The 12,639-nt window shown below is 64.0% G+C and carries 13 protein-coding genes; 5 read left to right on the top strand and 8 right to left on the bottom strand.

Annotated elements, in window-relative coordinates; translation table 11 throughout:
- Positions 1-26: 26 nt before the first annotated feature.
- From J4D52_RS02495 to aspA, 6 genes are all read right to left on the bottom strand, one after another.
- Positions 27-1,019: an AraC family transcriptional regulator gene (locus J4D52_RS02495; protein WP_102676112.1), complete on the bottom strand. Its 993-nt coding sequence runs from the start codon at positions 1,017-1,019 to the stop codon at positions 27-29.
- Positions 1,020-1,226: 207 nt separating this feature from the next.
- Positions 1,227-2,231: an asparaginase gene (locus J4D52_RS02490; RefSeq protein WP_102676113.1), complete on the bottom strand. Its 1,005-nt coding sequence runs from the start codon at positions 2,229-2,231 to the stop codon at positions 1,227-1,229.
- A gap of 99 nt (positions 2,232-2,330) precedes the next feature.
- Positions 2,331-3,776 (bottom strand): sodium:alanine symporter family protein, encoded by a 1,446-nt coding sequence (locus J4D52_RS02485; protein ID WP_053276710.1) that lies wholly within the window; start codon positions 3,774-3,776, stop codon positions 2,331-2,333.
- Between the two features lie 617 nt (positions 3,777-4,393).
- Positions 4,394-4,684, bottom strand: coding sequence for a hypothetical protein (locus J4D52_RS02480; protein WP_102676115.1), 291 nt, complete (start codon positions 4,682-4,684; stop codon positions 4,394-4,396).
- 74 nt (positions 4,685-4,758) lie between these two features.
- Positions 4,759-5,484, bottom strand: coding sequence for a hypothetical protein (locus J4D52_RS02475; RefSeq protein ID WP_102676116.1), 726 nt, complete (start codon positions 5,482-5,484; stop codon positions 4,759-4,761).
- A 238-nt stretch (positions 5,485-5,722) separates the two neighbouring features.
- Complete coding sequence (gene aspA / locus J4D52_RS02470) at positions 5,723-7,147, bottom strand: aspartate ammonia-lyase (protein WP_007928510.1); 1,425 nt, start codon at positions 7,145-7,147, stop codon at positions 5,723-5,725.
- A 181-nt stretch (positions 7,148-7,328) separates the two neighbouring features.
- On the opposite strand from aspA, the gene J4D52_RS02465 reads away from it, so the two are divergent.
- The 5 genes from J4D52_RS02465 (at position 7,329) to J4D52_RS02445 (ending at position 11,116) form a co-directional block, all read left to right on the top strand.
- A complete protein-coding gene (locus tag J4D52_RS02465; RefSeq protein WP_053276707.1) occupies positions 7,329-8,246 on the top strand; it encodes a LysR substrate-binding domain-containing protein in 918 nt (305 codons plus the stop codon).
- 308 nt (positions 8,247-8,554) lie between these two features.
- Positions 8,555-9,046, top strand: a complete 492-nt coding sequence (gene purE, locus J4D52_RS02460) for a 5-(carboxyamino)imidazole ribonucleotide mutase (RefSeq protein ID WP_009051611.1) — start codon at positions 8,555-8,557, stop codon at positions 9,044-9,046.
- An 11-nt stretch (positions 9,047-9,057) separates the two neighbouring features.
- A complete protein-coding gene (locus tag J4D52_RS02455; RefSeq protein WP_025806976.1) occupies positions 9,058-10,140 on the top strand; it encodes a 5-(carboxyamino)imidazole ribonucleotide synthase in 1,083 nt (360 codons plus the stop codon).
- A gap of 107 nt (positions 10,141-10,247) precedes the next feature.
- Positions 10,248-10,493, top strand: a complete 246-nt coding sequence (locus J4D52_RS02450) for a GlsB/YeaQ/YmgE family stress response membrane protein (protein ID WP_007928514.1) — start codon at positions 10,248-10,250, stop codon at positions 10,491-10,493.
- A gap of 86 nt (positions 10,494-10,579) precedes the next feature.
- Positions 10,580-11,116 carry a DUF3299 domain-containing protein gene (locus tag J4D52_RS02445; protein WP_025806977.1) on the top strand — a complete coding sequence of 179 codons (537 nt, stop codon included), beginning with the start codon at positions 10,580-10,582 and terminating at the stop codon, positions 11,114-11,116.
- 135 nt (positions 11,117-11,251) lie between these two features.
- Here the strand turns inward: J4D52_RS02445 and J4D52_RS02440 are convergent, their stop codons facing one another.
- Both J4D52_RS02440 and J4D52_RS02435 read right to left on the bottom strand, forming a co-directional pair.
- The gene (locus J4D52_RS02440; RefSeq protein WP_102676117.1) at positions 11,252-12,151 is read right to left on the bottom strand and encodes a D-hexose-6-phosphate mutarotase; all 900 of its coding nucleotides are present in this window, start codon (positions 12,149-12,151) and stop codon (positions 11,252-11,254) included.
- A 72-nt stretch (positions 12,152-12,223) separates the two neighbouring features.
- Positions 12,224-12,628 carry an acyl-CoA thioesterase gene (locus tag J4D52_RS02435; protein WP_003229628.1) on the bottom strand — a complete coding sequence of 135 codons (405 nt, stop codon included), beginning with the start codon at positions 12,626-12,628 and terminating at the stop codon, positions 12,224-12,226.
- Positions 12,629-12,639: the final 11 nt, after the last annotated feature.

Below are 12,639 nucleotides of genomic sequence, written 5' to 3'. Positions count from 1 at the left end.
TCGGCGGCTTTATGCCGGGGTTTGTGTCAGGGCCGGAACTGGCTGGGGGCGACGCCGCTCCAGCGCACGAAGGCATGGCGGAAGCTCGCGGTTTCGCTGAAGCCCAGGGCCTCGGCGATGCGGTAGATCGGCAGGTCGTCCTCGCAGAGCATCTGTTTGGCCCGCTCGAAGCGCAGCTCGTCGAGCAGTTCCTGATAGCTGCAACCCAGGTCCTTGAGGTGCCGGCGCAGGGTGCGGGCCGAGCAGTTCATCTGTTCGGCCAGGCCTTCCAGGCCCGGCGCGGCGTCCAGTTGCGCCGCCAGCAGCTGGCGGATGCGCCCCAGCCAGGCCTGGCGCCCGGTGAATTCGGTGTTCTGTTTGCGGCAGCGTTCGGCCATGGCCTGGTGGGTGATGGCGTCCGCCAGGGGCAGCGGCTGCTCGAGCCAGCGCCGGTCGAAGGCGAAGGCGTTGGACACCGCATCGAACTGCAGCGGGCAGTCGAAACGCTCGGCGTAGCGGCCCTGGTAATCGGGGGCGGGGTAGTCGAAGCGGGCGCCGCGCAAGGGCAGCGGATGGCCCAGCAGGTCGTCGCAGATGACCTTCATCGACACCAGGCAGAACTCGATATTGAAGGTCGCCAGCGCCGGGTTTTCGCGGTAATCCGCGGCGGTCAGCCAGATCAGCTCGCCGTCCGCTTCCAGGCTCAGCTCGAAAAGTGTTCCCAACAGCGCCGGATAACGCAGCGCCAGGCGCAAAGCGTCACCTAAGGTGGCACTGGTGAGCAGGGCATAACCGAGCATGCCATAGCTGGAAACGTGCATGCGCCGGCCCAGCTCCAGGCCGATATCCCGTTGCAGGGCCACGGCGTTGGCGCACACCAGCATTTCCTGATTGGTGGTGATGCGGGTGTCGGCGCGGCTCAGGTCGGCGGCGTTGATGCCGCTGCCAGCCAGCAGTGCTTCGCTGTCCTGGCCCTGGTCCTTGAAGGTATTGAGCACCAGCGAGACGGCGTTGAGGGTGGTGAGGTGGGAATGCAGCATGTCCGTTTCCAGCCCGGGGAGTGCTGAAAACGGAGCAATTTGTATGCCGCGCTGTGCTTCGGTAGGAGCGAGGCTTGCCCGCGATGAATTCCAACGATGCTGCGGTGTGACTGTTGGACCGCCGCTTTGCGGCTATCACGGGTAATCGAGCGTCGACCGGTCGCTCCTACAGAGGAACGCGTATTTCTGTAGGAGCGAGGGGAGGGATCAGCTCAGCTCACCGCACAGGTCCAGCTCCACCAGGCGCCGCACTTCGGCGGTGTCCAGGCCGGCGCCGAGCAGGGCGTTGAGCTTGCCGAACGCCGCTTCGCGGGTCATGCCGCCGCCGGACAGCACGCCGACGCCACGCAGGCGGCTGCCGGCTTCGTAGATGTCCAGCTCCACGCCACCTTCATGGCATTGGGTGATGGCCACGACCACGATGCCCTGTTCCCGGGCGCGTTGCAGGCTGGCCAGGAACTGCGGGTTGTCGCTCGGCCCGGTGCCGCTGCCGAAGCACTCCAGCACCAGCGCCTGGATGCCGCTGCCCAGCAGGGCGTCGAGCTGTTCGGCGGCGATCCCCGGCACCAGCGGCAATACGCCGACCCTGGCCAGTTGCTTGCCCTGGCGGTAATCCAGCTGCGGCGGAGTCGACGTTGCCTTGGCTGCGCCACCCTGGCGCTGCAAGGCCGCGAACGGATGACGGCCGAAGCTGCGGATCTTCGCGCAACGGGTCGGCGCCAGTAGTTCGCCGTGGAAGTACAGGTGCACGCCCGGGGCCAGGCCCTGGCCGAGGGCGACCAGCGCGCCGCCGAGGTTTTCCCAGGCATCGCTGTCGGTCACGCCGGCCGGCAGCATCGAGCCGGTGAACACCACGCGGGCATGCAGGCCCAGCAGCTGGAAGCTCATGGCCGCGGCGCTGTAGGCCAGGGTGTCGGTGCCGTGCAGGATCAGCACGCTGTCGCAGCCCTGCACGTCGACCGCATCGACCACGGCTTCGCGCAGGCGCTGCCAGTAGACGGGGGTCATGTTCGCGCTGTCGATCAGCGGCGCCATCTCGCGAAAGCGCCAGTTGGGCACCACCAGTTCGGGCTGGCTGTGCAGGTAGTCGCGCATCCGCGCCTCGAAACCCGAGGCCGGGGCCAGGCCGTGGGCGCTGGCCTGCATGCCGATGGTGCCGCCGGTGTAGAGCACCATGACGTTCTGCGCGGCAGGATAGGTGTTGGCATTCATTAGGGAGTCTCCGGAACGATGACAGCGTGCGGTCGAGCATGACGCCGACCGCAGGGAGTGTCACGTCGGGCGCAAGACATGCGCCCGGTTTGTACCCGATCAGCGTTGCGCTGCGGGAATGCCTTGCGGCTGAGCGTCAGCCTTGACAGCAACCGACGGGCTGGTCGGCCAGGCCTTCAGGTCCAGGTCCAGATCGGTAAATTTGCTGGAGTCGAACACAGGCTGGTTGACGCCGGCGCGGCGCTGCTCGTCGTAGTCGCGCATTACGCGCATGCCGACCTTGAACAGCATGGCCAGGGCTATCAGGTTGACGAAGGCCAGGCAGGTCATGGTGATGTCGGCGAAGGCGAACACGGTCGAAAGGTCCTGCATCGAACCCCAGACCACCAGCGCCAGCACCAGGCCGCGGAAAGTCATCAGCGCAGCGCGGTTGCGGGTGAGGAACTGCAGGCTGTTCTCGCCCAGGTAGTAGTTGTAGAGGATGCAAGTGAAGACGAACAGCGACAGCGCGACGCTGACGAACATGCGGCCCCAGTCACCGACCACGGCGGCCAGCGAGTTCTGGGTCAGGACGATGCCGTCACCTTCGAAGCCCGGGGTGTAGAAGCCCGACAGCAGGATCAGCAGCGCGGTGCAGGTGCAGATCACGAAGGTGTCGAGGAACACGCTGAAGGCCTGGACCACACCTTGGGCGCCGGGGTGCTTCACGGCGGCCACGGCGGCGACGTTCGGCGCACTGCCCAGGCCCGCTTCGTTGGCGAACACGCCACGCTTCACGCCCATGACGATGGCGCTGCCGAGCAGGCCGCCGAAGGCCGGGTCGAGACCGAAGGCGCTCTTGAAGATGGTTTCCAGCATGGCTGGCACGTGTTCGATCTGGGTGCCGATCACGTACAGGGTCACGCCGATATAGGCCAGGGTCTTGATCGGTACCAGCAGGTCGGACACCGAGGCGATGCGCTTGATGCCGCCGATGAAGGTGATGGCCAGCAGCACTGCCAGGACGATACCGGTGTGTTGCGGGTCGAAAGCAAAGGCGTTCTGCAGCGAGTGGGTCACGGTGTAGGACTGCAGGCCAATGAAGGCGAAGCCGTAGGTGACCAGCAGCAGGATCGAGAACACCACCGCCATGCCTTTGAGCTTGAGGCCGTGCTGGATGTAGTAAGCCGGGCCGCCACGGTACAGGCCGTCGCCATCGGCACGCTTGTAGACCTGGGCCAGGGTGCATTCGAAGAAGCTGCTGGACATGCCGACCAGTGCGGTCACCCACATCCAGAACACCGCACCCGGACCACCGAGGGTCACGGCGATGCCGACACCGGCGATGTTGCCCGCGCCGACGCGGCCGGCAAGGCTGAGCATCAGGGCCTGGAACGAGCTGAGTTGTCCGGCGCTGCCTTTGAGGCTGTCGCGGAACACCGCGAACATGTGGAAGAAGTGGCGCAATTGAACGAAACGCGAGCGGATCGTGAAGTAGCTACCGAGCCCGACAATGAGCACGATCAGTACTTTCCCTGAGAGGAAGTCGTTGATGACTTCGAGCATGGAGTATTCCTCGCTGTTTTTTGTAAAGGCAGAAGCTGGGTGGTCCGAAACATCGAGTTACACACCGTCGCGCGGGCAGCACGACAGGTGGGGCGAGTGTTCGTCCCGGTTCCAATTCGCGGGTTGTTATTAGTTCGGGTTCCCCGTGAGGTTGAGCCTCGTTACCGACGGCCGCCCACGTGAAGAGGGGGCGCACTATACCGGTGCGCGCGCCTGCCGTCTGCATGTTGCGCGTCGAGCCGAGGAATGGCAGGCGGGGAAAGGGGCTGAATCGGTTCTTGCGCGAGCGCCTCGGCGCGTTTTGCGCAGGCATGGTTGATGGCGGTCAACGATGATGTGGTGAGGCTGCTGAAGCGCCGCTTTGCGGCTATCGCGAGCAAGCTTCGCTCCTACGGGGAATGGGTTGTTTCTGTAGGAGCGAGGCTTGCCCGCGATGAATCCAGTGCGGTCCGACAGGCCTCGGAAGTAGTAGCCGATGTTGACGCTGGTCCGGTAGTACCACCCGTTGCTGCCTACCGAGCGGAGCTCGGCAGCGGTTACATACCATTCACACAGCCTTTGCCTGGCATCGATTACGTAGCGATTACGTAACGGTTACGTAGCCATTACGTAGCGGGCTAGAGACCCAGCACCAGGCGCCGGCTCTTTAGCGGGATGAAGGTCAGCGCGAACAGCACCAGGGCGGCGACCTTCTCTGGCGTGAAGCGCCGCTCGGGGAGATAGATCGCCAGGACGGCGGCGACCAGGCACAGGACGAGCATCAGGGGGCCGAGCAGGCGGCTCTGCCAGTGGGCGACGCTGCCCATGATCCGCGCCTGCTGCTGGTCGTGCTTGAGCATTTCCTGCCGCAGCTTTTCGGCGAGCCTGATTTCGGTGTGGGCGGGAGTGATGCTGAACTGCAGTTCCATGGGGCTGAATCCGATGCCCATGTTCGGTTGAGGGTGGCGTCTACCGGTTTGGGCAAAGCTCGGCCGCTCGTCGCTCAGGCTGGAAACTGCCGTACATGCTGTTCCACCCACTCGAACAGGCGCTCGTCGAGCTGCGGTCGGTAGCGGTCGTAGGCGTCCTGGTGGCTGTTGAAGAGCGGGTCCTGATTGACCCGCGCGGCCAGCGCGGTAGGGCTGTCGCGCCCGGCATGGCTCGCCCTCAGGTGTTTCTGTCGCTGGTCGGCCTGTTCCAGGGTGTCCGCCAGGGCATCCAGTTGCAGGTGCCTGAATTGGGCGATGGCCTGGGGCAGGTGAAAGTGCAGGGCACTGTCAAAGCCTTCCCAGTTCTCAAAGGCCAGCCACTCGTGGAGCACCATGAAGCAGCGCGGCGCCGGTGCCAGTTGCTCCAGCTGCTCGAAGGCCAGCCAGTACTGTCGTTGTAGTGGCTCGGCGACTTCTATGGCCTGGGCGATCAGGTCCAGGGCTCGACCCTTGTCTCGGTGATGTTTGCGCAGGATGCGCTGGGTCAGGGTGAAGCGCGCTTCTTCGATAGCGTTCAAGGCGCGGCCCAGGTCATAGCCGGCGTTGTGCAGAGGTTCCCGGGCTTGCTCCAGGGACAGCCCGGACTTGCTCGCCAGCACTTGCAGCAGCTCGTTCTTGTAGTGTTCGGCGGCTTGCTGGGGGTTGCCTGCGCAGCGCTCGAGCAAGGCCTGGGCATGGCGCAGGCCCACGGGGACCAAGCTGCGCAGTTGCTGTATGGCCTGGATTTGCGTCGGGTCCATCGACGGCAGTGCCTCGGTGTCTGATTGGGCGGGACGCCGATTATCCTCCGCGCCGGGGGAGTGCGCTTGTTTAAAGCACGGGCGTGGCGATCTCAAGGACGAAGAGCGTCGGCGGGAGGTCGGGAGAACGGCAGGCAAAAAAAAGGGCTTGGAGAAGAATCTCCAAGCCCTCAAAAGGTGAGAGGTGTCTAGTCCCTCGACCTGGTGAGCGGTGCCCTGTGGCCAGGGCGGGCGTTGGTCAGGCTTTGAGCGGGACCAGACGCGGGGCAATCATGTTTTCCGGGCGCAGGATGTCGGCGAGCATGGCGTCGTCGAGCAAGCCTTCTTCGCGCACCAGTTCCAGTACGCCGCGGCCGCTTTCCAGGGCGATGCGGGCGATACGGGTGGCGTTTTCATAGCCGATGTACGGGTTCAGCGCGGTGACCAGGCCGATCGAGTGCTCGACCAGTTCGCGGCAGCGCTGCTCGTTGGCGGTGATGCCGGTGATGCAGTGCTCGCGCAGCATGTCCATGGCGCGTTGCAGCAGGCGGATCGAGTCGAAGATCTTGAAGGCGATCAGCGGTTCCATCACGTTCAGTTGCAGCTGGCCGCCTTCGGCCGCGATGGTCAGGGCCAGGTCGTTGCCGATGATCTGGAACGCCACCTGGTTGACCGCTTCCGGGATCACCGGGTTGACCTTGCCGGGCATGATCGAGCTGCCTGGCTGACGCGCCGGCAGGTTGATTTCGTTGATGCCGGTGCGTGGGCCGCTGGACAGCAGGCGCAGGTCGTTGCAGATCTTCGACAGCTTGACCGCGGTGCGCTTGAGCATGCCGGAGAACAGCACGAAGGCGCCCATGTCGGAGGTGGCTTCGATCAGGTCGGCGGCCGGTACCAGCGGCTGGCCGCTGATGGTGGCCAGGCGCTGAACGGCCAGGGCCTGGTAACGCGGGTCGGCATTGATGCCGGTACCGATGGCGGTACCGCCCAGGTTCACTTCGGTCAGCACTTCAGGCGCCAGGGTCTTCAGGCGGGCCAGGTCTTCGCTCAGGGTGGTGGCGAAGGCGCGGAACTCTTGACCCAGGGTCATTGGCACGGCGTCTTGCAGCTGGGTACGGCCCATCTTCAGGACGTGGCTGAATTCTTCACCCTTGGCGGCGAACGACTGGATCAGGCTGTCGAGGCTGGCCAGCAGCGCGTCGTGGCCCAGCAGCAGACCCAGGCGGATCGCGGTCGGGTAGGCGTCGTTGGTCGACTGCGCCATGTTCACGTCGTTGTTCGGGTGCAGGTACTGGTATTCGCCCTTGCTGTGGCCCATGGCCTCCAGTGCGATGTTGGCGATGACTTCGTTGGCATTCATGTTGGTCGAAGTGCCAGCGCCGCCTTGAATCATGTCCACCACGAACTCTTCGTGGAAATCGCCGCGGATCAGACGGGCACAGGCTTCGCTGATGGCAGCGTGCTTGGCTTCGCTCAGGTGACCCAGCTCGCGGTTGGCGTCAGCAGCTGCCTGCTTGACCATTGCCAGGGCCACGACCAGTTTTGGGTAGTGCGAAATCGGAACGCCGGAGAGGCGGAAGTTGTTCACCGCTCGCAGGGTCTGGATGCCGTAATACGCTTGAGCAGGTACTTCGAGTACGCCAAGCAGGTCTTTTTCTGTGCGGAAAGATGCAGCGGAGGACATGATAGAAATCATCTCGATATGGACCCGGTCTGTGCCGGAACGCTGCGAATCCTAGGCTTGCGGGAAAATTTGGGCCAATGCTGTTAAACACTGGCCTATGCATAAACGGCATAATGCCCGTGTGACGCCGCTTGCGTGGCAAGCGTGTGACCTAAAATGGTGCGTTCCCCGGGAGGACGTGATGAATCTGGAAAGCAAATGGCTCGAGGACTTCAGTGCCCTGGCCGCCACCCGCAGCTTTTCGCAGGCCGCCGAACGGCGCTTCGTGACCCAGCCGGCCTTCAGCCGGCGGATCCGCAGCCTGGAAGCGGCGCTGGGGCTGACCCTGGTCAACCGCTCGCGCACGCCGATCGAACTGACGGCGGCGGGGCAGCTGTTCCTGGTGACCGCGCGCACGGTGGTCGAGCAACTGGGCGAAGTGCTGCGGCACTTGCATCACCTTGAAGGCGGGCAGGGCGAAGTGATGCAGGTCGCCGCGGCGCACTCCCTGGCCCTGGGCTTCTTCCCGCGCTGGATCGCCCAACTGCGTAACGAAGGTCTGAACATCGCCACGCGGCTGGTGGCGACTAACGTTGGCGATGCGGTGCATGCCCTGCGCGAAGGCGGTTGCGACCTGATGCTGGCCTTCTATGACCCGGATTCGGCGATGCAGATGGACCCGGAAATCTTCCCTTCGCTGCACCTGGGGCACACCGAGATGCTGCCGGTGTGCGCAGCGGATGCCGCCGGCAAGCCGCTGTTTGACCTGGAAGGCGAGGCCAGCGTGCCGCTGCTGGCGTACAGCGCCGGGGCGTTTCTCGGGCGTTCGGTGAACCAGTTGCTGCGCCAGCGCAACCTGCGGTTCACCACAGTGTATGAAACCGCCATGGCCGACAGCCTCAAGAGCATGGCCCTGGAAGGCCTGGGGATTGCCTGGGTACCGCACCTGAGCGTGCGTGCCGAACTGGCCCGCGGCGAACTGGTGGTCTGCGGCGGCGCGCAATGGCATGTGCCGCTGGAGATCCGCCTGTACCGCTGCGCGCTGGTGCGCAAGGCCAATGTCCGATTGTTGTGGCGCAAGCTGGAAGGCGGCGCGGCGCAGGGTACGACAGGCGCGTGAGGCTCTTCGCGGGCAAGCCTCGCTCCTACAGAAGACTCCGTAGGAGCGAGGCTTGCCCGCGATGGCGTCAACCCGGGCGAAACCACGCTTGGCGGCTGACCCCAAAGTCAATAAAACCGCCGCTTTGCGCCTGAAACATGGTGTATGACAGATGGTCGGCAAAAGTGCGTTTAACTCACCTTTTTCGGTATACTGCGCGGCCTTCGGCCGGTTTGCCCGGCCATAATTCGTACAATCAAGCCACGCACTCTGCGTGGCTTGTTGTTTTTTGACGCGCCCGCGGGCGCCCAGAGAGAAGAGGCACGACGATGAGTGCACTGGTTGGCGTGATCATGGGCTCCAAGTCCGATTGGTCCACCCTTAGCCACACCGCCGATATGCTGGAAAAGCTCGGCATCCCTTACGAGGTGAAAGTGGTCTCTGCCCACCGCACCCCGGACCTGCTGTTCCAGTACGCCGAAGAGGCCGAATCGCGTGGCATCGAGGTGATCATCGCCGGTGCCGGTGGCGCGGCCCACCTGCCAGGCATGTGTGCGGCCAAGACCCACCTGCCGGTGCTGGGCGTTCCGGTGCAGTCGTCGATGCTCTCGGGCGTGGACTCGCTGCTCTCCATCGTGCAGATGCCCGCGGGCATTCCGGTCGCCACCCTGGCCATCGGCAAGGCCGGCGCGATCAACGCCGCGCTGCTGTCGGCGAGCATCCTCGGCGCCAAGCATCCGCAATTTCATACCGTACTGAAAAAATTCCGCGCTGAGCAGACAGACAGCGTCCTGGACAATCCAGACCCACGCGTCGCCTGAGGTTTTTGACGATGAAGATCGGTGTAATCGGTGGCGGCCAGCTGGGTCGCATGTTGGCTCTGGCGGGCACTCCGCTGGGGATGAACTTCGCTTTCCTCGACCCGGCGCCAGATGCCTGTGCCGCTGCCCTGGGCGAACACCTGCGAGCCGATTACGGCGATCAGGATCACCTGCGCCAGCTGGCTGACGAAGTGGACCTGGTGACCTTCGAGTTCGAAAGCGTACCGGCGGAAACCGTGGCCTTCCTGTCGCAGTTCGTCCCGGTCTACCCGAGCGCCGAAGCCCTGCGCATCGCCCGCGATCGCTGGTTCGAGAAGAGCATGTTCAAGGACCTGGGGATTCCGACCCCGGCGTTCGCCGACATCCAGTCGCAAGCCGACCTGGAGGCCGCCGTGGCCAGCATCGGCCTGCCGGCCGTGCTGAAAACCCGCACCCTGGGTTACGACGGCAAGGGCCAGAAGGTCCTGCGCAGTCCTGAAGATGTGGTTGGCACTTTCGCCGAGCTGGGCAGCGTGGCCTGCCTGCTGGAGGGCTTCGTGCCGTTCACCGGCGAAGTCTCGCTGATCGCCGTGCGCGCCCGCGATGGCGAAACCCGCTTCTACCCGCTGGTGCACAACACCCACCACAGCGGCATCCTCAAGCTGTCCGTGGCCAGCAGCGATCACCCGCTGCAGGCCCTGGCCGAAGACTATTCCAGCCGGGTGCTCAAGCAGCTGGACTACGTCGGCGTGATGGCGTTCGAGTTCTTTGAAGTCGACGGTGGCCTCAAGGCCAACGAGATCGCGCCACGGGTGCACAACTCCGGGCACTGGACCACCGAAGGCGCCGAGTGCAGCCAGTTCGAAAACCACCTGCGGGCCGTCGCCGGCCTGCCACTGGGTTCGACCGCCAAGGTCGGCGAGAGCGCGATGATCAACTTCATCGGCGAAGTGCCGGCGGTGGAGAAAGTCATCGCCATCGACGATTGCCACCTGCATCACTACGGCAAGGCCTTCAAGGTCGGGCGCAAGGTCGGTCACGCCAACCTGCGCTGCAAGGACAAGGCGACCCTCGAGGCGCAGATCCTCAAGGTCGAAGCGCTGATCGCCGAATAACTTCCTGGGGCTGCGGTGGAACCAATCGGGGCCGCCGTTCTCTGATGGCAGGATGCCAATGCGCTAACTAGGCTTTGGCATACCTAACTCATACAGAGGGAAATGCCATGGGAATTATTGGAACCATCTTTATCGGCTTGATCGTTGGCCTGCTGGCCCGCTTCCTGAAACCGGGCGATGACAGCATGGGCTGGATCATGACCATCCTGCTCGGTATCGGCGGTTCGCTGGCAGCCACCTACGGCGGCCAGGCCCTGGGCATCTACCAGGCGGGCCAGGGTGCGGGTTTCATCGGCGCGCTGGTTGGCGCGGTCGTGCTGCTGGTGATCTACGGCCTGGTCAAAAAGAACTGATTTAGCGACAAAGCCCTCTCTGCTGCGCAGGTAGAGAGGGCTAGAATGCCCGGCGTTGTCTTGTCCCTTTCTTGCCGAGCTCCTCCATGCGCCGTCTTCTGTTGACTCTTGTTCTGCTGGGCTCAGGCCTGGCCCATGCCGGTGAACTGCCGGAAACCGACTGGCTCGAACTGATGCCCAAGTCGGACCAGAAAGCCCTCGAGCAAATGCCGGAAATCGATCACAACTCCCCCGAAGCCAATGGCACCTTTACCGAAAAGGGCGGCCTGAAGCAGAGCAAGGGGTTGCCGGCGGTGATGTATTCGACCAAGACCGTGCCGGCCATGAACGGCAAGGACATCCGCATCGGGGGTTATCCGGTGCCGCTGGAGTCCGATGCCAAGGGGCGCAGCACCCTGTTTTTCCTCGTGCCTTACCCGGGCGCCTGCATCCATGTGCCGCCACCGCCGCCCAATCAGCTGGTGCTGGTGCGTTTCCCCAAGGGCGTGAAGCTGGACGATATCTACACGCCGCTGTGGGTGACCGGCCACCTGAAGGTCGAGACGGTCAGCAACGACCTGGCCGACGCGGCCTATGCGCTGGATGCGCAGAAAGTGCGGGTGGTGCAGGAATCGGATCTGTAAGGCGGGATGCTTATTTCTGTAGGAGCGAAGCTTGCTCGCGATAGCCGCGCAGCGGCGATACATCAGGCGCTGCGAGATTCTTTCGCGAGCAATCGAGCGTCGACCGGCTGCTCCTACGGAAGGCAGAGCCCGGCGTTACAGCGCTACGCTGGTAACGCTCACACCCAGGGTATGACTGGCGCCCGGCGCCAGGGTCACCACATCATCCATCACGTTGGCGGTTTCGATGCACAGCATGCGTTGCCAGCCATCGTTGGCCATGTCGCTGAACTGCTCGGCGCGGGCAATCCAGGGGTTCCAGATCACCGCCGAGCGTGAGCCGTTGCTGGTCAGCTGGATGCGGCGCTCCCAGGCCGGGTCGACGATATTCAGCTGTGGTGGAGGATCGAGGTAGATACGGTCGGTCTCGCCGGTGAAATGCAGGTCGCCGGACTGCTGCCGGGTCTTCCAGTCATCCAGGGTCTCGATGTAATTCAGGCCGTCCAGCCCTTCGACATGCACCTTGCGCACATCGCTGACCGCGAAGTAGCTGTGCAGCGCCTGGCTAATGGTGACGCTGTCGTCGCCCAGGTTGTGGCTGGTGAGGTTGATATGCAGTTGGTCGTCGAGACGGATGCTCAGCTTCAGCTCGACCTGATGCGGCCAGCCTGGCAGCCCACCCTCGGGGATCGGCAGTTGCAGTTCCACCAGCAGGCTTTCGCCTTCGGCCTCGATGCCCAGCAGTTCCCAGTCGGTGGCGCGGACCAGGCCATGGGCTCCGGCCGGCTCGCTGCTCTGGCGCATGGCCTGGACGCTTTGCGGGTTGCGCGCGAAATTGCCGAACCACGGCCAGCACACCGGAACGCCGGCGCGAATGCTTTTGCCGGTCTTGAACACCGCCTCGTCGTTGAGCCAGATCAGCGGCGGTTGCCCGGCCAATTGATAGCTGAGGATGTGCGCGCCTTGCTGGGCCACCAGCAGTTCGGCCTGACCGTGGCGGATGCGCCAGCAGTTCAGTTCATCCAGTTTCACCGTTTCAACGTGAGGGGTAGGCATGGTGCTGTTCTCGTTCAAAAGCAGGGCTGCTATGGACCACGTAACGGCCGCCGGGTTTAACCTTCGCCGCAATTAACGGGCTCTGGGTGGAACCGAGCGAGTGCGGCCGCTGCCGTCGATGGCAACGAACACGAACACTGCCTCGGTGACCTTGCGCCATTCGCTGGACAGCGGATCGTCGCTCCACACCTCGACCATCATCTGGATCGAGCTGCGACCGATTTCCAGGGTCTGGGTATAAAAGGAAAGCTGCGCGCCGACCGCTACCGGCACCAGGAATGCCATGCGGTCGATAGCGACGGTGGCGACACGCCCGCCGGCCACGCGACTGGCCATGGCGGTGCCCGCCAGGTCCATCTGCGCCACCAGCCAGCCGCCGAAAATATCGCCAAAGCCGTTGGTTTCGCGGGGAAGCGCGGTGATTTGCAGGGCCAGGTCGCCTTGCGGGATCGGATCTTCTTGTTCGAGCTCTATCATGCCGGGGGTGC

Source organism: Pseudomonas sp. GW460-12-10-14-TSB1, from assembly GCF_017349775.1.
Lineage (GTDB): Bacteria > Pseudomonadota > Gammaproteobacteria > Pseudomonadales > Pseudomonadaceae > Aquipseudomonas > Aquipseudomonas piscium.
The sequence above is the reverse complement of the archived record's forward strand: the minus strand, read 5'-3'. Positions and strand labels throughout refer to the sequence as shown.